The 26,063-nt window shown below is 61.9% G+C and carries 19 protein-coding genes and 1 other RNA gene; 10 read left to right on the top strand and 10 right to left on the bottom strand.

Features of this window, described 5'->3' with window-relative positions; all coding sequences use genetic code 11:
- Positions 1-181: 181 nt before the first annotated feature.
- The 4 genes from APH34_RS04560 to puuE are packed head-to-tail and all read right to left on the bottom strand — an operon-like array spanning position 182 to position 3,557.
- Entirely contained in the window at positions 182-1,510 is a 1,329-nt protein-coding gene (locus APH34_RS04560) for a urate hydroxylase PuuD (protein WP_054899992.1), read from the bottom strand.
- Positions 1,511-1,554: 44 nt separating this feature from the next.
- Positions 1,555-2,058, bottom strand: coding sequence for an ureidoglycolate lyase (locus APH34_RS04555; protein WP_054899991.1), 504 nt, complete (start codon positions 2,056-2,058; stop codon positions 1,555-1,557).
- Positions 2,059-2,115: 57 nt separating this feature from the next.
- On the bottom strand, positions 2,116-2,631 hold the full coding sequence (gene uraD, locus APH34_RS04550) for a 2-oxo-4-hydroxy-4-carboxy-5-ureidoimidazoline decarboxylase (protein WP_054899990.1): 516 nt from the start codon (positions 2,629-2,631) through the stop codon (positions 2,116-2,118).
- On the bottom strand, positions 2,631-3,557 hold the full coding sequence (gene puuE, locus APH34_RS04545) for an allantoinase PuuE (RefSeq protein ID WP_054899989.1): 927 nt from the start codon (positions 3,555-3,557) through the stop codon (positions 2,631-2,633). The genes uraD and puuE overlap by 1 nt, the downstream gene beginning before the upstream one ends.
- Before the next feature lie 377 nt (positions 3,558-3,934).
- On the opposite strand from puuE, the gene uraH reads away from it, so the two are divergent.
- Positions 3,935-4,288: a hydroxyisourate hydrolase gene (gene uraH / locus APH34_RS04540; RefSeq protein WP_054899988.1), complete on the top strand. Its 354-nt coding sequence runs from the start codon at positions 3,935-3,937 to the stop codon at positions 4,286-4,288.
- A gap of 170 nt (positions 4,289-4,458) precedes the next feature.
- Here uraH and APH34_RS04535 read toward each other — a convergent pair whose 3' ends face one another.
- Positions 4,459-5,808: an NCS2 family permease gene (locus APH34_RS04535; protein ID WP_054899987.1), complete on the bottom strand. Its 1,350-nt coding sequence runs from the start codon at positions 5,806-5,808 to the stop codon at positions 4,459-4,461.
- A gap of 283 nt (positions 5,809-6,091) precedes the next feature.
- Between APH34_RS04535 and APH34_RS04530 the strand changes: the two genes are divergently transcribed.
- Together APH34_RS04530 and aqpZ are read left to right on the top strand one after the other, a co-directional pair.
- Positions 6,092-6,847, top strand: coding sequence for a GntR family transcriptional regulator (locus APH34_RS04530; RefSeq protein WP_054899986.1), 756 nt, complete (start codon positions 6,092-6,094; stop codon positions 6,845-6,847).
- Between the two features lie 192 nt (positions 6,848-7,039).
- Complete coding sequence (aqpZ, locus tag APH34_RS04525; RefSeq protein ID WP_054899985.1) at positions 7,040-7,738, top strand: aquaporin Z; 699 nt, start codon at positions 7,040-7,042, stop codon at positions 7,736-7,738.
- On the opposite strand, the gene guaD is transcribed toward aqpZ, so the two are convergent.
- From guaD to xdhA, 4 genes are read right to left on the bottom strand one after another with little or no spacing between them, the layout of a single operon-like run.
- Positions 7,735-9,039, bottom strand: a complete 1,305-nt coding sequence (gene guaD / locus APH34_RS04520; protein ID WP_054899984.1) for a guanine deaminase — start codon at positions 9,037-9,039, stop codon at positions 7,735-7,737. The genes aqpZ and guaD overlap by 4 nt on opposite strands.
- Positions 9,040-9,049: 10 nt before the next feature.
- Entirely contained in the window at positions 9,050-9,895 is an 846-nt protein-coding gene (gene xdhC / locus APH34_RS04515; RefSeq protein ID WP_054899983.1) for a xanthine dehydrogenase accessory protein XdhC, read from the bottom strand.
- A gap of 47 nt (positions 9,896-9,942) precedes the next feature.
- Positions 9,943-12,342, bottom strand: coding sequence for a xanthine dehydrogenase molybdopterin binding subunit (gene xdhB, locus APH34_RS04510; protein WP_054899982.1), 2,400 nt, complete (start codon positions 12,340-12,342; stop codon positions 9,943-9,945).
- Positions 12,335-13,789, bottom strand: a complete 1,455-nt coding sequence (xdhA, locus tag APH34_RS04505) for a xanthine dehydrogenase small subunit (protein ID WP_054899981.1) — start codon at positions 13,787-13,789, stop codon at positions 12,335-12,337. The genes xdhB and xdhA overlap by 8 nt, the downstream gene beginning before the upstream one ends.
- A 267-nt stretch (positions 13,790-14,056) precedes the next feature.
- Here xdhA and APH34_RS04500 point away from each other — a divergent pair, with 267 nt between their 5' ends.
- The 5 genes from APH34_RS04500 (at position 14,057) to ffs (ending at position 22,051) form a co-directional block, all read left to right on the top strand.
- Positions 14,057-14,716, top strand: a complete 660-nt coding sequence (locus tag APH34_RS04500; RefSeq protein ID WP_054899980.1) for a GntR family transcriptional regulator — start codon at positions 14,057-14,059, stop codon at positions 14,714-14,716.
- A 3-nt stretch (positions 14,717-14,719) separates the two neighbouring features.
- Entirely contained in the window at positions 14,720-18,208 is a 3,489-nt protein-coding gene (gene smc / locus APH34_RS04495) for a chromosome segregation protein SMC (protein WP_054899979.1), read from the top strand.
- Positions 18,209-18,412: 204 nt separating this feature from the next.
- Positions 18,413-19,297: a cell division protein ZipA gene (gene zipA, locus APH34_RS04490; protein WP_054899978.1), complete on the top strand. Its 885-nt coding sequence runs from the start codon at positions 18,413-18,415 to the stop codon at positions 19,295-19,297.
- A gap of 180 nt (positions 19,298-19,477) precedes the next feature.
- The gene (ligA, locus tag APH34_RS04485; protein WP_054899977.1) at positions 19,478-21,808 is read left to right on the top strand and encodes an NAD-dependent DNA ligase LigA; all 2,331 of its coding nucleotides are present in this window, start codon (positions 19,478-19,480) and stop codon (positions 21,806-21,808) included.
- A gap of 146 nt (positions 21,809-21,954) precedes the next feature.
- Positions 21,955-22,051: signal recognition particle sRNA small type (gene ffs / locus APH34_RS28545), an RNA gene on the top strand.
- A gap of 95 nt (positions 22,052-22,146) precedes the next feature.
- Here the strand turns inward: ffs and APH34_RS04480 are convergent.
- Positions 22,147-23,130, bottom strand: coding sequence for a GlxA family transcriptional regulator (locus APH34_RS04480; RefSeq protein ID WP_054899976.1), 984 nt, complete (start codon positions 23,128-23,130; stop codon positions 22,147-22,149).
- A gap of 299 nt (positions 23,131-23,429) precedes the next feature.
- Here APH34_RS04480 and APH34_RS04475 point away from each other — a divergent pair, with 299 nt between their 5' ends.
- Both APH34_RS04475 and APH34_RS04470 read left to right on the top strand, forming a co-directional pair.
- Complete coding sequence (locus tag APH34_RS04475) at positions 23,430-24,677, top strand: MFS transporter (protein WP_054899975.1); 1,248 nt, start codon at positions 23,430-23,432, stop codon at positions 24,675-24,677.
- A 102-nt stretch (positions 24,678-24,779) separates the two neighbouring features.
- A complete protein-coding gene (locus APH34_RS04470) occupies positions 24,780-25,955 on the top strand; it encodes an efflux RND transporter periplasmic adaptor subunit (RefSeq protein WP_054899974.1) in 1,176 nt (391 codons plus the stop codon).
- Positions 25,956-26,063: the final 108 nt, after the last annotated feature.

Below are 26,063 nucleotides of genomic sequence, written 5' to 3'. Positions count from 1 at the left end.
TCCAAGCGTCAGCTGCAAGCGGCAGGCCCGATGAAGGCAGCCTGGGTTTTCCGTTTGAAGTCGATCGCTCGATGCTTGCTTGTTGCGTGTTTCTTTAAACCGTTGGCCGGCATTGCCGGCCCTTTCGGGGCGCAAGGCCGCTCCTACCAGGGCGCGCGGACGCCCCGGCAGGAGAGGTGTATCAGTTGACCTGGGCGCCTTTGGCGATCCAGTCACCGACGAGCTTGCGCTCTTCGGCAGTCATCTGGGTGATGTTGCCCAGCGGCATGATCTGGCTGGCGACCGCTTGCGCCTGAATGCGCGCGGCCTGAGCCTGAATCTGCTGCGGGGTATCGAACATCACCCCGGCAGGGGCGGCGCTGAACAGTGGGCTGGTCGGCTTGGACGAGTGGCACACGGTGCAGCGTTCCTGGATGACGGTGTGGATCTTGTCGAAGGCGCCGCCGCCAGCCTGGGCACTGGCCTGGGCCGAAGCCTCAGCCGGTGCGGCGGGTGCTTCGGCGGCCTTGGCGGCCTCCTCGGCGCGCTGTTCGGCAGCGGTCTTGCCACCGACTGCGGTGGCCGGCAGTGGCTGGTAGTCGATGTTTGCCGCCGCCTGTTCAGGTGCTACCGCCAGCGGTTTCGGGCCGGTGACGTAGGCCAGGCAGATCATGGCCAGGGCGCCGACGGGCAGTGTCCAGGCGTACTTGTTGCTGTCGTGGCGGGTGTTGAAGTAGTGGCGGATCAGGACCGCAGCCACTGCAATCCCGGCCAGGATCAGCCAGTTGTACTGGCTACCGTAGGTGCTCGGGAAGTGGTTGCTGATCATGATGAACAGCACCGGCAGGGTGAAGTAGTTGTTGTGGCGCGAACGCAGCAGGCCCTTGGCCGGCAGTACCGGGTCGGGCGTCTGGTTGTTCTCGATCGCCGCCACCAGCTGGCGCTGGGCCGGCATGATGATGCGGAACACGTTACCGACCATGATGGTGCCAATGATCGCGCCGGTGTGCAGGTATGCACCACGGCCACTGAACACCAGGCTGAAGCCCCAGCAGGCGGCGATGATCAGCACGAACAGCACACCGCCGAGCAGCGCTGGCTTCTTGCCCAGGGGCGAGTCGCACAGGAAGTCGTAGATGAACCAGCCGGCGATCAGCGAACCGATACCGATAGCGACGCCTTCGGCACCGCTCAGGGTGCTGCCAGGTGCCAGCAGGTACAGGGCCGGGTTCCAGTAGAACACCACGCACAGCAGGGCGATACCGGACATCCAGGTGAAGTAGGCTTCCCATTTGAACCAGTGCAGGTTCTCGGGCATTTTCGGGGGGGCGAGTTTGTATTTCTCCAGGTGGTAGATACCACCGCCGTGAATCGCCCAGAGATCACCCGACAACCCATCGCGCGGGTTGCTTCGGTTCAGGTGGTTCTCCAGCCAGACGAAGTAGAACGATGCACCGATCCAGGCGACACCGGTGATCATGTGAACCCAGCGAATGCTCAGGTTCAGCCATTCGTGAAGGTGTGCTTCCACAGTAGTTACCTCTGCCAGTCACCGAGAAGATGACTGACCTTTTCTTATTGGTGGGGATTGAGGATCAGCATCTGTTCCTCGGTGAAGTAATGCTCATCGCAGTTGTTGCCGGAACCGCTGCGATCAACCACCAGGAAATCATCCCGCTTTTCGATCGTCAGCACCGGGTGGTGCCAGACGCCGCGATGGTAATTAACGCCCTGCCTGCCATTACTGCGGAAGGCACGGACCAAGCCTGATACAGGTGCATCGCCAACCGGCGCGACCACGATCAGAAAGGGGTTGCCGAGCAGCGGGATGAAAGCCTGGCTGCCCAGCGGATGGCGTTCCAGCATGCGCACGGTCAGCGGCATGTCCAGCGCGTCGGCGCGGAAGATGCTGATGATCGCCTTGTCTTCGGGCTCGGCGGTCTCGACCGTGGCGAGCTTGTGAAAGCGCATGGTCGAGCCGTTGTTGATCATGAAGTGGTCGCTGCCATCGGTTTCGATCACGTCACCGAACGGGGCGAAGGCTTCTTTGGTCAGGGGCTCGATCATCAGGTTGCGCATGCGGTTATCTCTTCTATGTTCGTTATTCTGGATAAGGCTCTAACGTTGCGGCAGCGATTACAGCTGCAGCAGACGGAACAGGGCGATCAGGTTGATCTGCGCCAGGGCTTCCTTGAATTCGGCATCAGTGTCGTTGTGGATGCGCTTTTCAAAGGCGGCGAGAATCTGGTGCCGGTTGCTACCTTTGACCGCCATGATGAACGGGAACTGGAACTTGGCCTTGTAGGCGTCGTTGAGCTCGGTGAAGCGGGCGAATTCTTCGGCGGTGCATTGATGAATGCCTGCGCCGGCTTGCTCGTTGGTGCTCGATTCGGTCAGCTCGCCCTGGATAGCGGCCTTGCCGGCCAGGTCTGGGTGAGCATTGATCAGTGCCAGCTGGTCTGCATGGTTGGCGCTGAGCAGAATGTCACTCATGCGCTGGTGCAGCGCCTCGATCTCGTCCAGCTCCCCCAGTTGGCCCAGGTCGTAAGCTTTTTCGGCGACCCACGGCGAGTGCTCGTAGATGTCGGCGAACGCCTTGACGAAGGCGTCACGGTCCAGGGCGGAGGGCTTGAGGGTCTTGAAGGCGGTCATCAGGCGTTCTCTTTCTTGTACGGATGGGTGGTGTGCCAGTGGCGGGCGATGTCCACGCGACGGGCGAACCAGACCTGTTCATGGCTCTTGGCGTAATCGACGAAGCGCTTGAGCGCGGCCAGGCGCGCGGGACGACCGACCAGGCGGCAATGCAGGCCGATGGAGAGCATTTTTGGTGCGTCGGCCCCTTCGGCGTAGAGCACGTCGAAAGCGTCCTTCAGGTACTGGAAGAACTGCTCGCCGCAGTTGAAGCCCTGCACCTGGGTGAAGCGCATGTCGTTGGTGTCCAGGGTGTAGGGGATTACCAGGTGCGGCTTGCCGGTGGGGGTGTTCGGTTCCCAGTAGGGCAGGTCGTCGTCATAAGTGTCGCTGTCATACAGAAAGCCACCTTCTTCCATCACCAGGCGACGGGTGTTCGGGCCGGTGCGGCCGGTGTACCAGCCCAGCGGGCGTTCGCCGGTGAGCTCGGTGAGGATACGGATGGCCTCAAGCATGTGCTCGCGTTCCTGGGCCTCGTCCATGTTCTGGTAGTCGATCCAGCGGTAACCGTGGCTGCAGATCTCGTGGCCAGCCTCGACCATGGCGCGGATCACGTCGGGGTGGCGCTGGGCGGCCATGGCCACGGCGAAGATGGTCAGCGGCACGCCGCTGTCCTTGAACAGCTTGAGCAGGCGCCACACGCCGGCGCGGCTGCCGTACTCGTAGAGCGATTCCATGCTCATGTTGCGCTGACCCTGCAGTGGCTGGGCAGCCACCATCTCGGACAGGAAGGCTTCGGATTCTTTATCGCCGTGCAGGATGTTGCGCTCGCCACCTTCCTCGTAATTGAGCACGAAAGACAGCGCGATGCGGGCATTGCCCGGCCAGTGCGGGTGAGGTGGGTTGTTGCCGTAACCGATCAGGTCGCGAGGATAGTCAGCGCTCACTGCAGTCTTCCTTCTTGTGCGTTAGTGCCAGGGGTGGGCGGGCCGCGTCGGTATGTCGCACCACCGGATGGGCTGATTGTATACAACTTCTGAAATCTTTTGTAAGCCTGTTTTTCCGCATTTCTTCCCTTTTGTCGCCTGAGAATAGGTTGCAAGAAACCTGCCTGGTTGGTCAGTAAATATCATGAGGGTCTGCACGGGGCCTGAATTTGCGACAGGAAGCTGTGCGTAGCGCGCTACGGCGAGGGGGCTTAAAAAATTGTGTACAATTTATCTGCGAAATGTCTTAATAACGCCATTCCTGTCCATCACAGGCCATTGGCCGTGCCGATGGTTGTGTATTTTTAGCCCACAGATTGAACAAGAGGCGCCAAGCAATGGGACGTTTGACCACACACGTACTGGACGCAGCCCACGGTTGCCCAGGCAGCTCGATCAAGGTCGAGTTATATCGCGTCGAAGGCCAGCAACTGGAACTGGTGAACACCGCCCTGACCAACAGCGATGGCCGCGTAGATGCGCCGTTGCTGCAGGGTGACGACTACCGGACCGGCGTCTACCAGCTGCAGTTCAGCGCTGGCGATTATTATCGTGCTCGCGGCGTACAGCTGCCGGACACGGCATTTCTGGATGTTGTTGTGCTGCGCTTTGGCATCGACGAGTCGCAGGAGCACTACCACGTGCCGCTGCTGATTTCGCCGTACAGCTATTCGACCTATCGCGGGAGCTAGTTGGTCGCTAGAAGAATCTTCGTAGGTCCTTGGCCCGCTCTCACACTGGCGGGCTTTTTTTCGTCTGGTGTTTTTCGTATTGCCTGGCCAGGTCCCGTCGTCGGCTTGGTGGGGAAACAGCATGAATAAAGAAAGGGCGCCGAAGCGCCCTTGGTAACCGAAGAACAAAGTCAGAGGAACACAAACTTGGCAATGAAGATCGCGCACAGCACCCACAGGCTTGCCGAGATCTCTTTGTACTTGCCGGTACCTGCCTTCAACGCCACATAGCTGATGAAGCCCAAGGCAATACCGTCCGCCACCGAGAAGGTCAGCGGCATCATGATCACCGTGACAATCGCCGGAATGCTGTCGGTCGCTTCGTCCCAATGGATGTGCGCCATGCTGCCCATCATCAGCATTGCTACGTAGATCAGTGCACCGGCCGTCGCATAGGCCGGAATCATTCCCGCCAGTGGCGCGAAGAACATCGCGGCGATGAACAGCACACCGACCACCACGGCGGTCAGCCCGGTGCGGCCACCGGCGGCTACACCTGCGGCGCTCTCCACATAGCTGGTCACCGGCGGCACGCCGACCACGGCGCCTAACACGCTGGAGGCACTGTCAGCCTTCAACGCCCGTGACAGGTTCTCGATACGCCCATCCGGCGCCACCAGGTTGGCCCGTTGCGCCACACCCATCAAAGTGCCTGCTGTGTCGAACATGTGCACGAACAGGAACGCCAGCACCACGCTGATCATGCTGACGTTGAACACGCCCGCCACATCCATCGCCATCCAGGTCGGTGCCAGGCTCGGCGGCATCGACATCACCCCGCCAAACTTGACCAGGCCCAGGCCCCAGCCCGCCAGAGTGACACCTATGATGCTGATCAGGATCGCGCCGAACACCCGCTTGTAGCTGAGGATGGCGATCATCAGGAAGCACACTGCCGCCAGCAGCGGGGCCGGCTCATGCAGCGAGCCCAGCTTGATCAGAGTGGCGGGGCTGTCGACGATGATGCCTGCCGTTTTCAGGCCGATCAGCCCGAGAAACAATCCGACCCCAGCCCCCATGGCATGGCGCAGGCTGACCGGAATGCTGTTCAGCAACCATTCGCGCACTCTCGACAAGGTCAGGAACATGAACAGCACGCCCGAGACGAACACCGCTCCCAGTGCTGTTTCCCAGTTGTAGCCCATGGTCCCGACCACGGTGTAGGTGAAGAACGCGTTAAGCCCCATGCCCGGTGCCAGGCCCACCGGCCAGTTGGCGTACAGGCCCATCAGCAGGCAACCGAGCGCAGCGGCGATACAGGTGGCGACGAAGGCGGCACCATGGTCGATGCCAGCGTCGGCCATGATGTTGGGGTTGACGAAGATGATGTAGGCCATGGTGATGAAGGTGGTCACCCCGGCGATCATTTCGGTCTTGACGGTGCTGCCGTGTTGCTTGAGTTTGAAAATCCGCTCCAGCCAACTCGGTTCGAGCGGTGGGGCGAGATCCAGCGTAGGTGCGTCGGATTTGCGGCTTTCCACAGCGGTTACTCCTCAAGTCTTTCTTGTTGTTCTTGGAGCCGTCGGCCTGAGCAATGCACTGGGTGGCTCCACGAGGGATGGCAGACATCCGACCTGTTAGTTGACTCGCGGGTCAAGAAGTTGCTCGGTGGATTATGCTTTTGTGTACAAAGAATGCAAATAATGTTTTATCTTTTGTGCGCACAATCAGCCGTGCAACGGCTATATAGGTAAAAGGCCACCTGCAGAAACGGCTCAGCCTGTGTACAATGGCGCCATACTTTCCTTCGTGCCTCGAGAGCCCATGAACGAACAGCTGCAACCTCTGAAGAAACCTGCACGCGTCGGCAAGGCCGGCCGCAGCGGTACCCAGGACGACATCGTCTATGCACATATCTTCGAGGCGATCCTCGAGCAGCGCCTGGCGCCGGGTACCAAGTTGAGCGAGGAAGCGCTGGGCGAGATCTTCGGCGTCAGCCGCACCATCATTCGCCGGGCATTGTCGCGCCTGGCCCACGAAAGCGTCGTGCTGCTGCGGCCCAACCGCGGTGCGGTGGTGGCCAGCCCGACAGTGGAAGAGGCTCGCCAAGTATTCTTCTCGCGCCGTATGGTCGAACGTGCCATTACCGAGTTGGCCGTGCAGCACGCCACGCTGGAGCAACTGAACGAGCTGCGGCAGATGGTGCGCGAAGAGCGCGACAGCTTCTCCCGGGGTGACCGGGGCGCTGGCATCCGGCTTTCCGGTGAGTTTCACCTCAAGCTGGCCGAGGCGGCTGGCAATGCGCCACTGGTCAGCTTCCAGCGCAGCCTGGTGTCGCAAACCTCGCTGATCATTGCCCAGTATGAAAGCGGCAACCGGTCGCACTGCTCCTATGACGAGCACATGCAACTGATCGATGCCATCGAAGCCCGTGATGCCGAGCAGGCGGTCAGCCTGATGATGCATCACATGGACCACATCGACAGCAAGCTGAACCTGGATGAAGAGAGCGCCTCGGACGACCTGCATGCAGTGTTTTCGCATCTGCTGAAAAAGCCCAAGGTTTCTGCGAAGGGTTGATCGTTTGCTTTGCTCATTGAGGGGCCCTGTGGAGCAACCGGCTAGCACACCCCCTAAGCGCTAGCGCGCCCACAGGGGCTACGCCGTTACTGGCCATTGCGCAAAGGTCTGCTAAATTCTTGTGGGCAAACCTTCATCAAGTAGTTGGGCTTGCGCATCCATTGCGTTCCACTACTTGTTGAGGATAGGTCCATGACCATGTCTCTGGGTAAACGTATGGGTGCCGAGCTGATCGGCACCTTCTGGTTAGTGCTTGGCGGCTGTGGCAGTGCGGTACTGGCAGCCAGTTCCCCTCTCGGCATCGGTGTGCTCGGTGTCGCCTTCGCCTTCGGCCTCACCGTACTGACCATGGCCTTCGCCATCGGCCATATCTCTGGTTGCCATCTGAACCCCGCCGTGTCGTTCGGGCTGGTGGTAGGCGGGCGTTTTCCGGCCAAAGAGCTGCTGCCCTATGTGATCGCGCAAGTGATTGGCGCCATTCTGGCTGCGGGTGTGATCTATCTCATCGCCAGCGGCAAGGCCGGTTTCGAGCTGTCTTCGGGCCTGGCTTCAAACGGCTACGCCGACCACTCGCCCGGTGGCTATACGCTGGGTGCGGGCTTCATCAGTGAAGTGGTGATGACGGCGATGTTCCTGGTGGTGATCATGGGGGCCACCGACGTCCGGGCACCGGCAGGGTTTGCGCCCATCGCCATCGGCCTGGCCTTGACCCTGATCCACCTGATCTCGATCCCGGTGACCAATACCTCGGTCAACCCCGCGCGAAGCACGGGGCCGGCGCTGGTCGTCGGTGGCTGGGCCTTGCAGCAGCTGTGGCTGTTCTGGCTGGCGCCGCTGATTGGCGCGGCAATCGGCGGCGCGTTGTACCGGGGCCTGGCGAAGGAGCCTTAGCGCTGGTGCACGCAGCGCCCGGCAGCGTAGGTTTCACGCACGGTGCGGTCATCGCCCAGGGTGGTGAGCACGAACAAGGTCTCCTCGATGCTGCTGGACTGCTGAATGCGGTAGTCCAGCAGCGGCGTGGCCTTGTAGTCGAGTACCACGAAGTCGGCATCGTTACCCGGGCGCAGGCTGCCGATGCGGTCGTCCAGGCGCAGGGCGCGAGCGCCGCCGAGGGTGGCCAGGTACAGCGACTTGTAAGGGTGCAGGCGTGCGCCTTGCAACTGCATTACCTTGTACGCCTCGTTGAGGGTGTTGAGCAGCGAGAAACTGGTGCCGGCGCCGACGTCGGTGCCCAGGCCGACATTGACCTTGAAGCGCTCGGCCTGGGGCAGGTTGAACAGGCCGCTGCCCAGGAACAGGTTGGACGTCGGGCAGAAGGCCACTGCCGAGCCTGTCTCGGACAGGCGCTGGCATTCGTCGTCGCACAGGTGCACCCCGTGGGCGAACACCGACCGCTCGCCGAGCAGCTCGAAGTGATCGTAGACGTCCAGGTAGCCCTTCTGCTCGGGGAACAGGTCCTTGACCCAGTCGATTTCCTTGAGGTTTTCGGACAGGTGGGTGTGCAGGTACACCCCCGGGTGTTCCTTGAGCAGTTGCCCGGCAAGTTTCAGTTGCGTTGGTGTACTGGTCGGTGCGAAGCGCGGGGTAACCGCGTAGTGCAGGCGGCCCTTACCGTGCCAGCGCTCGATCAGCGCCTTGCTGTCGGTGTAGCTGGAGTCGGCGGTGTCGGTCAGGTAGTCCGGTGCATTGCGGTCCATCATCACCTTGCCGGCAATCATGCGCAGGTCGAGCCGCTCGGCCTCTTCGAACAAGGCATTGACCGACTGTGGGTGCACGCTGCCGAACACCAGCGCGGTGGTGGTGCCGTTGCGCAGCAGTTCCTTGAGGAAGATCTTCGCCACCTTGTCGGCGTGATCCTGGTCGGCGAACTGCTTTTCGCACGGGAAGGTGTAGGTGTTCAGCCAGTCCAGCAGTTGCTCGCCGTAGGAGCCGATCATGCCGGTCTGTGGGAAGTGGATATGGGTGTCGATGAAGCCCGGTGTGATCAGCGCATCCTGGTGGTGCACCACCTCGATGTGGGCGTCCAGGGTCGGCAGCAGCTCGCTGGCGTGACCGATGGCAGTGATGCGGCCATCGTCGACCACCAGCAGGCCGTCCTCGAAGTATTCATGGGAGGCTTGCAGGCCTACCTCGGCCGGGTCGGCGATGCTGTGCAGGATGGCGGCACGGTAGGCTTTGCGGGTAACGGTCATAACTCACTCGTCAAATGGCTTGGCTGCGCCGGGAGGGCGGCAGCAACTGGGCGATGGGGCCGGCGTTGGCGGCAGCGTCATGCTGGCCAAAGCAGGCGTTGTAGGTGGCAATGATTTCCCCGGCGATGGACACGGCGATCTCGATCGGCAACTTGCCCTTGACCTGCGCCAGGCCCATCGGGCAACGCATGCGCGCCACCACGGCGTCGTCGAAGCCGCGCTCGCGCAAGCGGTGCTCGAACTTGACCCGTTTGGTTTTCGAACCGATCAGGCCGAACCAGGTGAAATCGTTGCGTTTGAGAATGGCGGCGGTCAGTTCCAGGTCGAGCTGGTGGTTGTGGGTCATGACGATGCAATAGCTACCGGCAGGCAGTTCGGCCACTTCGTCGACCGGCTCCTCGCTGACCACCTTGGTCACCCCGCTGGGGATGCGCTCGGGGAATTCCTGTTCGCGCGAATCGATCCAGCGCACCCGGCAGGGCAACGCGGCGAGCAAGGGTACCAGAGCACGGCCTACATGGCCCGCCCCGAACACGGCGATCTGCGCCTGCACGGCGGCCATCGGTTCGAACAGCAGCACGGTGACACCGCCGCAGCACTGGCCAAGGCTGGCACCGAGGCTGAAGCGCTCCAGGTGTGGGGTTGCCCGATGTTCCTCGAGCATCTGCCGGGCGATGTGCAGCGCCTTGAACTCCAGGTGGCCGCCGCCGATGGTGTCGAACAGGCCGGTATGGCTGACGACCATTTTCGAGCCAGCGTTGCGCGGGGTCGAGCCGCGCTCCTCGATAATGGTCACCAGTATGCAGGCTTCGCCCCGGGACTGGTGGTCGGCGAGGGCGTTGATCCATTGGTGCATGGTGCAGATCCTCATGTTCAGGGGGCCTGGAGGGCGCCCACCCAACCTCAGTGCGTCACAGGTTCCAGTTCGTGTTCGGCGCTTTGTTGCTGAGCAGCCGTCTGTCGCATCTGCTCGCAACCCCACAGCACCCGCTCCGGCGTCGCCGGCGCATCGATGTTGGGCTGCACCTTGTAGTCGGCCAGGCTGGCCACGGCATCCTTGATGGCGCACCAGGCGGCGATACCGAGCATGAACGGTGGCTCGCCCACGGCTTTGGAATGGAACACGGTGTCCTCAGGGTTCTTGCGGTTCTCCACCAGTTTCACCCGCAGGTCCAGCGGCATGTCGGCCACCGCCGGGATCTTGTAGCTGGCCGGGCCGTTGGTCATCAGTTTGCCTTTGGCGTTCCACACCAGCTCTTCGGTGGTCAGCCAACCCATGCCCTGAATGAAGCCGCCCTCGACCTGGCCGATGTCGATGGCCGGGTTCAGCGAGTCGCCCACGTCATGCAGAATGTCGGCGCGCAGCATCTTGTACTCGCCGGTGAGGGTGTCGACGATCACCTCGACGCACGCTGCGCCGAAGGCAAAGTAGTAGAAGGGGCGGCCGCGGGCCTGGCTGCGGTCGTAGTAGATCTTCGGTGTACGGTAGAAGCCGGTGCTCGACAGCGACACCTGGCCAAAGTAGGCCTGCTGTACCAGTTGCTCGAAACTGATGATCTGGTCACGCACCCGCACATGGCCGTTGCGGAACTCGACGTCTTCCTCGGTCACCTGGTAGTGCCGCGCAGCAAACTCGGTGAGGCGCTTCTTGAGGTTTTCGGCAGCGTTCTGGGCCGCTTTGCCGTTCAGGTCGGCGCCACTGGAGGCCGCAGTTGGCGAAGTGTTGGGCACCTTGTCAGTGTTGGTGGCGGTGATCTGGATGCGGCTGATATCCACCTGGAACACCTGCGCCACCACCTGCGCCACTTTGATGTTCAAGCCCTGGCCCATTTCTGTGCCGCCGTGGTTCAGGTGGATGCTGCCGTCGGTGTAGATGTGGATCAGTGCACCCGCCTGGTTGAGGAAGGTGGCCGTGAAGGAGATGCCGAACTTCACCGGGGTCAGCGCCAGGCCTTTCTTGAGGATCGGGCTGTTGGCGTTGAAGCGGCGGATCGATTCGCGTCGCTCGGCGTAGTCGCTGCTGGCCTCCAGGTCGGCGGTCATTTCGTCGAGCATGTTGTGTTCGACGGTCTGGTAGTAATGGGTGACGTTGCGCTCGGTCTTGCCGTAGTAGTTGGCCTTGCGCACTGCCAGCGGGTCACGGCCCAGGTGGCGGGCGATGTGGTCCATCACCTGCTCGATGGCGACCATGCCCTGGGGGCCGCCGAAGCCGCGGTAGGCGGTGTTGGAGGCAGTGTTGGTCTTGCAGCGGTGACCGTTCACGGTGGCATCGCCCAGGTAGTAGGCGTTGTCGGAGTGGAACATGGCGCGGTCGACGATCGAGCCGGAGAGGTCGGGCGAGTACCCGCAGTTGCCGGCCAGGTCGAAGTTGATGCCGTGCAGGCGGCCGTTGTCGTCAAAGCCGACATCGTATTCGACGTAGAACGGGTGGCGCTTGCCGGTCATCATCATGTCTTCGACCCGGGGCAGGCGCATCTTGGTCGGCTGGCCGGTCAGGCGCGCGATCACCGCGCACAGGCAGGCAGGGCTGGCCGCTTGGGTTTCCTTGCCACCAAAACCGCCACCCATGCGGCGCATGTCGAGCACCACCTTGTTCATGGGGACATCGAGCACTTCGGCGACCAGCTTTTGCACTTCGGTGGGGTTTTGCGTGGAGCAGTAGACGATCATGCCGCCGTCTTCGGTCGGCATGACTGACGAGATCTGCGTCTCCAGGTAGAAATGTTCCTGGCCGCCGATATGCAGGGTGCCCTGCAGGCGGTGCGCAGCACCGGCCAGTGCCGTGGCAGAGTCGCCGCGCTGGTGGGTGTGGCTGTCGAGCACGAAGTGTTTCTTGCGAAACGCCTCGACCACGTCCAGTACCGGCTCCAGGTCTTCGTACTCGACGATAGCGGCCATGGCCGCGCGCCGCGCCGTCTCGAGGTCGCGCGCGGCCACCGCGAGTACCGGCTGGCCGAAGAACTCGACCTTGTCGATGGCCAGTAACGGGTCACCGGCCACCACCGGGCCAATGTCCTTCAGGCCTGGGATGTCTTCATGGGTGATGGCGATGCGCACGCCTTCGAAGGCATAGCACGGCGTGGTGTCGATGCGCAGGATGCGCGCATGGGCACGGTCAGCGGTGCGGGCGTAGACGTGCAACTGGTTGGGAAACTCCAGGCGATCGTCGATGTACACCGCTTCGCCGGACACATGTTTGTCGGCGCTGTCATGCTTGACGCTGCGCCCGACCCCTGTGCTGAGGTCCTGGCTGAACAGTTCGGCCATCTCGGCCTGGCTCTTGACGGCGTGTTGGTTAGACATAGTCGGTCACCCGGGTTTCGATGTGCGGCGTTTGCAGTTCGATGAAGTACTTGCGCAGCAGGTTCTGCGCGGTCAGCAGGCGGTACTCCTTGCTGGCGCGGAAGTCGCTGAGCGGGGTGAAGTCCTCGGCCAGGGCCTGGCAGGCGCGCTCGATGCTGGCCTGATTCCACGGTTTGCCGCGCAGCGCGGCTTCACAGGCGCGGGCACGCTTGGGGGTCGCGGCCATGCCGCCGAAGGCGATACGCACGCCACTGGCAACGCCGTTTTCGATGCTCAGGTTGAACGCTGCGCAGACGGCCGAGATGTCGTCATCCAGGCGCTTGGACACTTTGTAGGCGCGGAAGGCCCAGTCGCTGCTGGCGCGCGGCACGATGATCTTCTCGATGAACTCGCTGTCCTGGCGGGCGGTGATGCGGTAATCGATGAAGTAATCCTCCAGCGCCATCGTGCGCTGGCGGTCGCCCTGGCGCAGGACGATCTGCGCATCCAGGGCGATCAGCAAGGGCGGCGAGTCGCCGATCGGCGAGGCGTTGCCGATGTTGCCGCCGAGGGTGCCTTGGTTGCGAATCTGCAGCGAGGCGAAGCGGTGCAGCAGGTCGCCGAAGTCGGGGTATTCCTCGTTGAGTGCGCCATAGCAGTCGGTCAGCGGGGTGGCTGCGCCGATTTCCAGGTGGCTTGCCGTCTTGTCGATGCGCTTGAGTTCGGCCACGTGGCCGACGTAGATCATCACCGGCAAGGTCTTGTGGAATTGGGTGACTTCCAGCGCCAGGTCGGTGCCGCCGGCCAGCAGGCGTGCTTCAGGGTGGGAGCTGTAAAGGTCGGCCAGATCGGCCACGGTCAGTGGCACCAGGCAGCGTTTGTCGCCACTGTTGAGTTCGCCGGTCTGGGTGGGCGCGATAGCTTTGAGGCGGCTGATGGTCTGGGCCTGCTGGGCGTCGAACTGGTCACGGCAGGGTTGGCGGCAACTCTGCGCGGCGGCGTCGAGGATCGGCCGGTAGCCGGTGCAGCGGCACAGGTTGCCGGCCAGGGCTTCCTGGGCCTGGTGCAGGTCATGGCCTTGGCTGTTCTTCTGCAAGGCGAACAGCGACATGACGAAGCCGGGTGTACAGAAACCGCATTGGGAGCCGTGGCAATCGGCCATGGCCTGCTGCACGCTGTGCAGTGTGCCCTGGTGTTTGAGGCCCTCGACGCTGATCAGTTGTTTGCCGTGCAAGGACGAGACGAAGGTCAGGCACGCGTTCAGGCTGCGGTAGCGCAGGCTGTCCGCGCCTTGCTCGTCCGGGGTCAACTCGCCGACCACCACGGTGCAGGCGCCGCAGTCGCCACTGGCGCAGCCCTCTTTGGTGCCGGGTTTGCCCAGGTGCTCGCGCAGGTACTGCAGCACCGTCATGTTCGGGTCCAGGGCGTGCTCACTTCGCAGCTCCTGGTTGACGAGAAACTGGATCACGGGGATGGCCTCGCAATGGTTTTATTGTTGTTGGGCGGACAATAAGCAGGCCTGACACGCGGGTCAATATTTTTCTGACTCAAAGGTCAGGAAATTTTCCATGCCTGTGCCCGCCCCAACGCACTGTCCCTCTCTCAAGCATAGATCGCGCCGCCTGGCAGGCTGGCTGGCGGGTCAAATAAAGCGCGGCGCCCCTCTGCGCGAGGGCTGGGCAAGTGCGCTACAATCGCCCACTTGTGCCCAGTTCAATGATTTTGAAGGAAAACCATGACGTTCAAGGCGCCGGACAGCCTCTCCGAGCAGATCGCCGACTACCTGGCCGAACGTATCATTCGCGGCGAACTTGCGCCGGGTGAGCGCATCCAGGAACAGAAGGTCACCCAGGCGTTGAATGTCAGCCGTGGTTCGGTGCGTGAAGCGTTGCTCATCCTCGAACGTCGCCACCTGGTCGCAATCTTGCCGCGAAGAGGCGCCCATGTGACCACGTTGGACGAGCGCAGTGTGCGCAGCCTGTGTGCGTTGATGGGTGAGTTCTACATCTTGCTGGGCAATGCAGTTGCGCAAAAGTGGCGCACCGAAACCGACCTGCGCCCATTCCTGAGCATCCAGCAGCGCCTGCAACAGGCCCGCGACCAGCAGGACATCAAGGCCTTCGTCGCCGAAAGTTTCGCTGTCATGCGCGCCGCTTATCCGTTCGCCGACAACCCGTATCTGCAGGAGACCGTGGAGAACCTGCAGCCGGCCATGAGCCGTGCCTACTACCTGGCGCTCGATCAGCGCCAAGCCAGCATGCTTGACTACCTCGACCTGTTCGCCCGCTTGCTCGACGCCGTGGTCGCCCGTGACCTGTCGCGCATCCGCGAGGTACTCACCGCCTATTGCCAGCGCAGTTGCGAACTGGTGCTGGCGGCGCTGGCCAGAGGCTGACCGATGCGCCTCAAGTGCATTCGCCTGGCCGGGTTCAAGTCCTTCGTCGACCCGACCACGGTGAACTTCCCCAGCAATATGGCGGCCGTGGTCGGCCCCAATGGCTGCGGCAAGTCTAACATCATCGACGCGGTGCGCTGGGTGATGGGCGAAAGTTCGGCGAAGAACCTGCGCGGTGAGTCGATGACCGACGTCATCTTCAACGGCTCCACCAGCCGCAAGCCCGTGAGCCAGGCCAGCATCGAGCTGATCTTCGACAACAGTGAAACCACGCTGTTGGGCGAGTACGCCGCCTATGCCGAGATTTCCATCCGCCGCAAGGTCACCCGCGACGGGCAGAACACCTATTACCTCAACGGCACCAAGTGCCGCCGTCGTGATATCACTGATATCTTCCTCGGCACCGGGCTCGGCCCGCGCAGCTATTCGATCATCGAGCAGGGCATGATCTCCAAGCTGATCGAGGCCAAGCCCGAGGAGCTGCGCAACTTCATCGAAGAAGCCGCCGGTATCTCCAAGTACAAAGAGCGCCGCCGCGAGACCGAGAGCCGCATTCGCCGTACCCAGGAGAACCTGGCGCGCCTGACCGACCTGCGCGAAGAGCTGGAGCGCCAGCTCGAACGCCTGCACCGGCAGGCCCAGGCCGCCGAGAAATACCGTGAATACAAGGCCCAGGAGCGCCAGCTCAAGGCGCGCCTGTCGGCCCTGCGCTGGCGCGACCTGGATGAACGCGTCCGTCAGCGCGAAGCGGTGATCGGCGACCAAGGTGTGGCCCACGAGGCCCTGGTCGCCGAGCAGCGCAACGCCGATGCCAGCATCGAGCACCTGCGCGACGGGCACCATGAATTGTCCGAACGCTTCAACCAGGTGCAGGGCCGCTTCTATTCGGTGGCCGGGGACATTGCCCGGGTCGAGCAGAGCATTCAGCACGGCCAGCAGCGCCTGCGCCAACTACAGGACGACCTCAAGGAAGCCGAGCGTACGCGCCAGGAGACCGAGTCGCACCTGGGCCATGATCGCACCCTGCTAGCCACGCTGGGCGAAGAGCTGGCCATGCTCGAACCGGAACAGGAAATGACCTTGGCCGCCGCCGAGGAGGCCGCCGCAGCGCTTGAAGAGGCGGAACTGGGTATGCACGGCTGGCAGGAGCAATGGGACAGTTTCAACACCCGCTCCGCCGAACCGCGGCGCCAGGCCGAGGTGCAGCAGGCGCGCCTGCTGCAACTGGAGGGCAGCCTGGAACGCCAGGCTGAACGTCAGCGCAAGCTGGCCGAGGAGCGCGAGCAGTTGGGCGCCGACCCGCAGGATGCCGCCATGCTCGAACTCGCGGAGCAACTGGCCGGCAGCGAAATGTTGCTGGAAGAGCTGCAGTGCTCGGAAGGGCAGGTGGTCGAGCAGTTGGACACCGTGCGCGAAGCGCTGCAGCAGGCCACCCAGGCCCAGCAGCAACAGCAGGGCGAGCTGCAGCGCCTGGGCGGCCGTCTGGCCTCCCTGGAGGCACTGCAGCAGGCAGCCCTGGAGCCCGGCGCAGGCGCCGCTGACTGGCTGCGCGGCCAAGGCCTCGAGCAGCGGCCGCGCCTGGCGCAAGCGCTGCGCGTGACGCCGGGCTGGGAGCTTGCGGTGGAAACCGTGCTTGGCGCCGATTTGCAGGCCGTGCTGGTGGATGAGTTAGCCGGCCTGGATTTCAGCAACCTGGAGCAAGGCGAACTGCGCTTGCTGCTGCCGGCCGACACAGCAGCACACCCGCCCGGCAGCCTGCTCGACAAGGTCGAAGGGCGCACCGACCTGGCGCCTTGGCTGGGCCAGATCCGGCCAGTCGAAGACCTTGCCCAGGCCTTGGCGCAACGTGCTGCGCTGGGTGAGGGGCAGAGCCTGGTAAGCCGCGATGGCTATTGGGTCGGTCGGCACTTCTTGCGCGTGAGCCGGGGTGGCGAGGCCCAAGGGGGCGTGCTTGCCCGTGGCCAGGAAATCGAGCGCCTCGGCCAGGAGCAACTGGAGCTGGAAGCCGCGCTGGAACAGCTTGAAGCACAGCTGCAAGTGCTGCGTGAGCAGCAACTGGGCCTGGAAGAGCAGCGTGAAGTGCTGCGCCGGCGGGCGCAGGAGGAAAGCCGCCAGCATGGCGAGTTGAACGCCAGCCTTAGCGCTGCCCGCGCCCGCGCCGAGCAGGTCGCGTTGCGTCGCAGTCGGCTGCAGGAAGAACTGGGCGAACTCCAGGAGCAGCGCGCGCTGGAGCATGAGCAGCTGGGCGAGGCGCGCCTGCTGCTGCAAGAGGCGCTGGACCTGATGGCCCAGGACACCGAGCAGCGCGAGCAGTTGATGGCCCGCCGCGATACCTTGCGCGAAGGCCTTGATCGTATCCGCCAGCAAGCCCGCCAACACAAGGACCACGCCCACCAGTTGGCCGTACGCCTGGGCTCGCTGCGCGCCCAGCACGACTCCACCCGCCAGGCCCTGGAGCGCCTGGAGCAGCAGGCTGCACGCCTGAGCGAGCGCCAGGAGCAGCTGAGCCTGAACCTGGAGGAGGGCGAAGCACCGCTGGAAGAGCTGCGCCTGAAGCTCGAAGAACTGCTGGAACGGCGCATGAGCGTCGACGAGGAAATGCGCCAGGCGCGCCTGCACATGGATGAAGCCGACCGCGCCCTGCGCGACGCCGAAAAGCGCCGTACCCAGGCTGAGCAACAGGCCCAGTTGCTGCGCGGCCAGCTGGAGCAGATGCGCCTGGAGTGCCAGGGCCTGGATGTGCGCCGCAAGACGTTGCAGGAACAATTGCTGGCCGACGGCTACGATTTGCAGGGTGTGCTTGCCACCGTTGAGGCTGACGCCAGCGAGCAGGGTACCGAGCAGGCGCTCGAGCAGGTGGAAGCCCGTATCCAGCGGCTGGGGGCGATCAACCTGGCGGCGATCGAGGAATACGAGCAGCAGTCCGAGCGCAAGCGCTACCTGGACGCTCAGGATGCCGATTTGGTCGAGGCGCTGGAGACCCTGGAAAACGTCATCCGCAAGATCGACAAGGAAACCCGCAACCGCTTCAAGGATACCTTTGATCAGATAAATGCCGGATTACAGGCACTTTTCCCAAAAGTTTTCGGTGGTGGCAGCGCTTATCTGGAACTGACGGGCGAAGATTTACTCGATACAGGGGTGACGATCATGGCACGCCCGCCGGGCAAGAAGAACAGCACCATCCATTTGCTGTCCGGCGGCGAGAAGGCACTGACCGCCCTGGCGCTGGTGTTTGCCATCTTCAAGTTGAACCCCGCACCGTTCTGCATGCTCGACGAGGTCGATGCGCCGCTGGACGATGCCAACGTCGGGCGGTACGCCCGCCTGGTCAAGGAAATGAGTGAGAGTGTGCAGTTCATTTACATCACCCATAACAAGATCGCCATGGAAATGGCGGATCAACTGATGGGGGTGACCATGCACGAACCCGGCTGTTCACGTCTTGTTGCAGTTGATGTGGAGGAGGCACTGGCCATGGTCGACGCTTGATGAGCGAAGATAGGGCGCTTTGCGTAGGGAAATCCCCCTGTCATGTGCGACAGACGGTGTAAAGTTGTCTTTGGTCGTGCTAGCTTAATGTCACTCGTTTTTTGCGTGGGTAAAACGCCTGTCAGAACATAGAGTTGGCGCCACGTGTTAAAGGGCTTTAAAGCCTTTGTTTTCAAGCATATTTTTATAGAGGCACGGGATTACATGGAAATCGGTCTGCGCGAGTGGCTGATCGTCATCGGCATCATTGTCATCGCCGGTATTCTTTTCGACGGCTGGCGCCGCATGCGCGGCGGAAAAGGCAAGTTGAAATTCCGTCTGGATCGCAGTTACTCCAACCTGCCGGACGAAGAAGGCAGCGCTGAAGTGCTCGGCCCGTCGCGGGTGCTGGACACCCAGAAGGAGCCTGAACTGGACGAAAGCGACCTGCCGTCGCTGAGCGCACCTGTGCGCGAACGTGAGCGCGAGCCGAAGCCGGCCAAGGCCAGCAAGCGCGGCAAGCGCGCGGCTGAAGTGCAGCAGCAGGGTGACCTGAACCTGGCGGCAGAGCCGCGCGAACCTGACCTGTTCGCCGACGCCGACGATGATTTTGTTGCGGACACCAGCCGCAGCAGCGGCTTCGCCGCCACCGGCAATGCCACCAAGGAGCTGCCACCGGTCGAGGAAGTGCTGGTAATCAGCGTGATCTCCCGAGACGAAGGCGGGTTCAAGGGGCCGGCGCTGCTGCAGAACATTCTCGAAAGCGGCCTGCGTTTTGGCGAGATGGACATCTTCCACCGCCACGAGAGCATGGCCGGTCATGGCGAAGTGCTGTTCTCCATGGCCAACGCGGTCAAGCCCGGTATCTTCGACCTGGATGACATCGACCACTTCAGCACCCGTGCGGTGAGCTTCTTCCTTGGCCTGCCGGGCCCGCGCCATCCGAAGCAGGCCTTTGATGTCATGGTTGCTGCGGCGCGCAAGCTGGCCCATGAACTCAATGGCGAGCTCAAGGATGACCAGCGGAGCGTGCTGACCGCCCAGACCATCGAACACTACCGCCAGCGTATCGTCGAGTTCGAGCGTCGTGCGCTGACCCAGAAGCGCTGATAGACAGATCCAAGCCAGAGAGCAGCCTGTGGGGTGTGCTGGTCGGTCCAGGTGTTCAGAAGGCCTGTTCCTGCCCTTTCGCGAGCAAATCCGCGAAAGGGCAGGAACAGGCCATCTGAAAATACCTGAGGCTGCCGCATCCCCCAGGCTGCTCTTTTTGCTTTGCAAGAGAACCTGAGAATGAACGCCGAATCCCGAATCCACGCCCTGCGCGCCGAGCTCGACCAGCACAATTACCGTTACTACGTGCTCGACGAACCCAGCGTGCCCGACGCCGAATACGACCGTCTGTTCAATGAGCTCAAGGCCCTCGAGGCCGAGCATCCGCACCTGGTCACGCCAGATTCGCCAACCCAGCGCGTCGGCGGAACCGCCCTGGCCGCGTTCAGCCAGGTACGCCACGAAGTGCCGATGCTCAGTTTGGGCAACGCCTTCGAGGAAGCCGACCTGCGCGAGTTTGGCCGTCGCGTTGAGGGCAGCCTCGACCAGCCCGGCGCGGTCGATTACAGCTGCGAACCCAAGCTGGACGGCCTGGCGGTAAGCCTGTTGTACCGCGACGGCCAGCTGGTGCAGGGCGCCACCCGCGGCGATGGCACCACCGGCGAGGACATCAGTGCCAACGTGCGCACGGTGCGCAATATCCCGCTCAAGCTACAGGGCACCGGCTGGCCCGCGGTGCTCGAAGTGCGCGGCGAGGTGTTCATGAGCAAGGCCGGCTTCGACCGCCTCAACGCGGCCCAGGCCGAGGCCGGTGGCAAGACTTTCGCCAATCCGCGCAACGCCGCCGCCGGCAGCCTGCGCCAGCTGGATTCGAAAATCACCGCCAGCCGCCCTCTGGAATTCTGCTGCTATGGCGTAGGGCAAGTCTCTGCCAGCATCGGCGACAGCCACATCGGCATCCTGGAACAGCTCAAGGCCTGGGGTCTGCCCATCAGCCGCGAGCTCAAGCACGCTGCCGGTATCGAAGAGTGTCTGGCCTACTACCGCGACATCGGCGAGCGGCGCAACAGCCTGCCCTACGAGATTGACGGTGTGGTGTTCAAGGTCAACAGCCTGGCCGCCCAGCGCGAGCTGGGCTTTCGTGCGCGCGAGCCACGCTGGGCCATCGCCCACAAGTTCCCGGCCATGGAAGAACTCACCGAGGTGCTGGATGTCGAGTTCCAGGTCGGCCGTACCGGGGCAGTCACGCCAGTCGCGCGCCTCAGGCCGGTAAAAGTGGCTGGCGTGACCGTTTCCAACGCCACCTTGCACAACATGGACGAAATCGCCCGCTTGGGCCTGCGCATTGGCGACACAGTGATCATTCGCCGTGCCGGTGATGTCATCCCCCAGGTGATGCAGGTGGTGCTCGAGCGCCGCCCCGAAGATGCCCGTCCGGTGCAGGTGCCAAGCGAGTGCCCGGTGTGTGGTTCGCAAGTCGAGCGCACCCAGTTGGTCAAGCGCAGCAAGGGCAAGGAAACCACCAGCGAGGGCGCGGTGTACCGCTGCGTCGGCCGCCTGGCCTGCGGCGCTCAGCTCAAGCAGGCGATCATTCACTATGTGTCGCGGCGTGCCATGGACATCGATGGCCTGGGCGAGAAGAGCGTGGAGCAACTGGTGGACGAGGGCCTGATCGGCTCGCCAGCGGATCTCTACAAACTGGAGTTCGACCAGATCGTCGGCCTGGAAGGCTTTGCCGAAGTCTCCAGCAAGAAGCTGCTGGATGCCATTGAAGCCAGCAAGCGCCCAAGCCTGGCGCGCTTCATCTACGCCTTGGGCATCCCGGACGTGGGCGAGGAGACCGCCAAGGTCCTGGCGCGCTCGCTAGGCAGCCTGGCGCGCGTGCAGCAGGCGCTGCCGCAGGTGCTGACCTACCTGCCGGACATTGGCCTGGAGGTGGCGTACGAAATTCACAACTTCTTCGAAGACGAGCACAACCGCACCGTCATCGAGCAGTTGCTGGCCAGCGGCATGCAGTTGCAGGACGAGGGTGAGCTGGCTGCCGAGTTCGCAGCCAGCACCACCCTGGCCGGGATGATCGCCAAGCTCGACATCGCCTCGGTGGGGCCTACCGGTGCGGAAAAGCTGGTGGCCAAGCTCGACAACCTGGACAAGATCATCGCGGCAGACGGTATCGACCTGCGCCAGGCCCTGGCGGCCAAGCAGGCCGACGCGGTGCGCGAATTCTTCAAGGACGAGGCCAACCAGAAACTGGCGCGCGCCATCGAGGCCCAGTTACTGGCATTCGGCATGCACTGGAGCAGCGAGAAGAAAACCGCCGAAGGCTTGCCCCTGGCTGGCCAGACCTGGGTGCTCACCGGCACCCTGGAGTGCATGAGCCGTGATAGTGCCAAAGAGAAGCTCGAGCGCCTGGGCGCCAAGGTGGCCGGGTCGGTTTCCGGCAAGACTCATTGCGTGGTCGCGGGGCCTGGCGCCGGTTCCAAGTTGGCCAAGGCCAGCGAGCTGGGGGTGAAGGTACTGGATGAGGATGCGTTCATCGGCTTCCTGAGCGCGCAGGGCATTAGCATTTGAAAAGGGCTTCGGTAGCGGACCTGGCCTGCTGCAGCTGGACAAGTCATTGAGAAATGATGACTTTTTCTAACCCAAAGGTTGTAACTTCGCCCCAGACGGGTACAATGGCGCGGCTCGCTGCTTAGCGAGCCGCGTAGTGGTGGCCCCATCGGTCCCCCCGCATTGATTACCCGTTAACCTGGTCAGGCCCGGAAGGGAGCAGCCATAGCGGGAACATCGAGTGCCGGGGTGTGGCTGGTGGGGCCGCCTCCATTTCTGGGGTTTGAAAATCCCTGCCTCTTCCGCGGCGGACCTTTTTCTGCTTTCTTCCTGAACTCCCGCCGGCATACGGCTGTGAGTCAAGACACCTCAGCCTCACGCCCATGACCATTAACGCCCTGATGCACGGCCTGCCGCCGGATGCTTTGAGGGGGGTGCCCGATAACCCTGATAAAGGCTCTGCGCATCCGTTCAGGGTCCTTGAAGCCGACCGCGTGTGCTATCAGCTCGATGGGTTCTGCCCCGCGCTCGACACGCAGCCTTGCGGCCTCGACACGTAAACGTTCCACCGCTTTAGCCGGTGTTTCCCCCGTTTCCAGAAGAAAAGCTCGGCCGAACTGACGCAGGCTAAGGCAGGCAATTGACGCCAAGTGCTCAGTTGATAGTTGTTCGCTCAGATGCTCCCGCATGTAGGAAAGCACCTCTCTCATGCGGTTCGTCGTGGGCTCCATATCGGCCATGGCGGAAAATTGTGATTGCCCTCCGGGCCGCCGGTGGTACACGACCATGGCTCGGGCGACTTCATGGGAAACAGTACTTCCCAGATCCTCCTCGATCATGGCCAGCGCCAGATCGATGCCCGCTGAGATGCCGGCGGAGGTCCAGATCCCACCATCCTTCGTAAATATATGATTGGGCTGCACCCGCACCTTGGGGAAGTTGCGCTGCAGTCGGGCGGTCTGCCTCCAGTGGGTTGTCGCCCGTCGGCCGTCCAACAGTCCCGCCGACGCCAATAGAAACGCACCAGTGCAAACACTCGCGATTCGCCGGGTACCTTTCGCGGCGGCATTGGCGAGGTGGTCCGACACCCGCGGGAGCTCATAGGGCTTGGAAAACGCCTTACCGCCGACCACGATCAACGTATCGTACGGGGTCGACCTGATCTTCTGACTCTTTACTTCCAGGCCAGACGAGCTCATCACAGGGCCGCCCGACAAGGAAACCACCGAGCAACGGTAAGGATCGGGCGCTGCAATTTCTTTCGCTACTTCAAAAGCGCTCAGGGGCCCGCCCAGATCCAGAATCTGGAATTCGGGAAAGATCAGGAAAGCGATGTCGCGCATGGGGTTACCTTCTCGAAAAGCGTAGATCCTGCCCGGAATGTCCGTGTCCGTTCAGTGCCCTTTTGCCTGGTTTGTTACTGCCGGTTCCAAATGATGCAAGAAAAACTGAATGGCGGAAAGTACGAAAAACCCTCAAAAAACGTCATATACACTCTGGCTCAGGTTGATGGCCTGAAAGGAGGGAACTAAGTCCTTTCTCCCACCAAAAGCGACGTAGAAAATGCTCCGGATTTCAACAGGAGAGTCGTCATGGTTGTAAGGGCGCACAGCTTGAGCCGTCTTGCCTGGGGGCGGACACGATGAACACATCGAATTCATCGAGTGACAATCCAGCGTGTGGAAACGCGTCACGCCATTCGAACGTGGTCGTACTGGCACTCGCCCAAGGACTATTCACGGCGGCCATTGCAATCGATCTCACATTGACCGGTTTAACTGGATATGAACTGGCGCCCGATAAATCCCTGGCGACCTTGCCCTTTGCGCTGATCACCGTAGCGGGGGCGATAGCGACTTATTTCGCCTCTACCCTCATGCAGAAGGTGGGTAGACGGCGGGGGTTTGTGCTCGGGGCGCTTATCGGTTCGATCGGAGGATTGGTCTCCGTATGGGCGGTATTCCTGGGTTCTTTTTGGTTGTTTTGCATCGGGACCGCGGCTGTAGGGGTTTTTCAGGCGTTCGCCCAGTACTACCGGTTGGCGGCTACAGACTCGGAACCCAACGGTCGCAAGGCCCGCGCTATCTCGTTGGTGCTTGCAGGCGGCGTGATTGCCGCGTTGCTCGGGCCTTTGTTAGCGAGTTGGAGCACAGATTTGCTCCCTGCGCTGTTCGCAGGTTCGTACTTGATGGTAGGGCTACTAGGCCTTGCCTCTGCGGCATTGCTTTGGCTCGGGTACCGGGATGCGCCTCCAGAGCCATTGGTGTTGCCAGGCCAGGAACAGTCTCCCCGTAAATTACGCACGATATTGACGCAGCCTGTTTCATTGGCGGCACTCGCCAATAACGTTATCGGCGGCGTGGTGATGATGTTCATCATGACCGCTACCCCCCTGGCTGCGGTCGCCAATCAGCACTCGATCAGTGATGGCGCGAGCATTATTCAATGGCATTTAGTGGGTATGTATGCCCCCTCACTTTTTGCTGGGCGCCTGATAGCGTTATTGGGGCTGCCGCCTATTTTGTTTCTTGGCATGGCGCTGTGCGCAGCATGCGCAGTGATCGCGAATTTTTCGACTAGCTTGGTCGCGTTCTACATGGCCCTTCTGTGTTTAGGGGTCGGCTGGAACTTCATGTTTGTGGGCGGCACAACCTTGCTGACTTCCTCATATGCTGCCTGTGAAAAGGCCAAGGTGCAGGGTGTTGCAGAGCTTTTTCAATATACGTTTACAGCATTCGCCACGTTAGCCGCCGGCCCGGTCTTGCAGCTAATGGGTTGGAAAAACATGAATGCAGTCGTCTTGCCGCTCATCGTTGTGTCTGCTGTTTTTACAGTGCGATGGATGCGTGCCGAGCGCAACGCGAAATCTCTCGTAGTGGAGAGTGCCTAGGCGCTCAAAGCACGTCGAGGCGAATACCTCACGGCCATTGGCTACTGCACCTCGACAGTTAAACAAGGGGTGGGGTGAGGCAGAATTAATTCCGGAGCAATTATGAGTTCAAATTCAAAATCCCATGCCAGGCTGGCAGTTTATTCGGTAGGTTTTATTTTTATCTCAGGCATCATTGCCTATGGCGTTGTCGATCATTCAGCACGGGCGGTAGCACAGGAAGGCCCGTCACCCCTGCAGGAGGTCGATATCGCAGTCGTTAAAAAAGAAACAGTCACCGACTGGCAAGTCTATTCTGGCCGGTTGGCAGCAGTGGAAAAGGTTGAGGTCAGGCCGCTGGTTGCGGGAACCATTACGCTTGTCAACATACATGATGGGCAAATGGTTAAAAAAGGGGACACGCTATTTGTCATCGACCCACGTCCCTACCAGGCACAGGTCGAACGAGCCAAGGGCCAGGTTGCCGCCGCGCGGGCTCGCGCCGCATACACGAAAAGCGACTGGGAAAGGGCGCAGCGCCTCATCGGCGAAAATGCAATCGCCAAACGTGACTACGACGAGAAAAACAATGCGGCCCTGGAGGCCAGCGCCAACCTTAAAACAGCTGAAGCGGCGCTGGATGCCGCTAAAATTGACCTCGGCCATACCCAGATAACCGCTCCAATTGCCGGCCGTGTATCGCGAGCGGAATTGACACTCGGCAATATTGTGAATGCCGGGGCAGGCGCCGCACCGCTGACTACTCTCGTTTCGGTCAACCCCATGTATGCGGAGTTCAATGCTGACGAGCAGACCTATCTCAAATACCTCAGTCGGCAGGGCCACAACGGTAACGTCCCCGTTGATCTGGGACTTGCAGATGAGACTGGGTACTCGCGCCGTGGCGTTATCCAATCCGTGGATAACCAACTCGATACGACGTCAGGCACCATTCGCATGCGGGCGCGGTTTGACAACTCGGATGGCAGTATGGTCCCGGGGTTATACGCGCGTGTAAAAGTTGGCGGCAGTGAACCGTACCCAGCCTTGCTCATTGATGACGCCGCTATTGGCACCGATCAGGACAAGCGGTTCGTCCTGGTTGTAGATAAGGATGACCACATCGCTTATCGCCCGGTGGCGCTGGGGAACCTGCAAGGCAACGAGCGGATTATTACGTCCGGGCTCGAAGAAGGCGAGCGGGTAGTGGTGGGTGGTATTCAGCGAGTTCGTCCAGGGGAGCAGGTATCAGGGAAAATAGTTTCCCGTGGTAGCGCACAGGCGAGCAACATTCATTGACCCCCGGTTTCATATTTACCCTGTCTCAACCCACCTGAGCGGGCTCGGTTGGCCAGCGAACGGGTGGTAACGCAGCGCTTTGTTTTCATTGTTGAAGTTCAAGCAGCG

Origin of the sequence: Pseudomonas sp. NBRC 111131 (assembly GCF_001320525.1) — a bacterium.
Lineage (GTDB): Bacteria > Pseudomonadota > Gammaproteobacteria > Pseudomonadales > Pseudomonadaceae > Aquipseudomonas > Aquipseudomonas ceruminis.
This window is presented reverse-complemented; position numbering and strand designations above follow the sequence as displayed.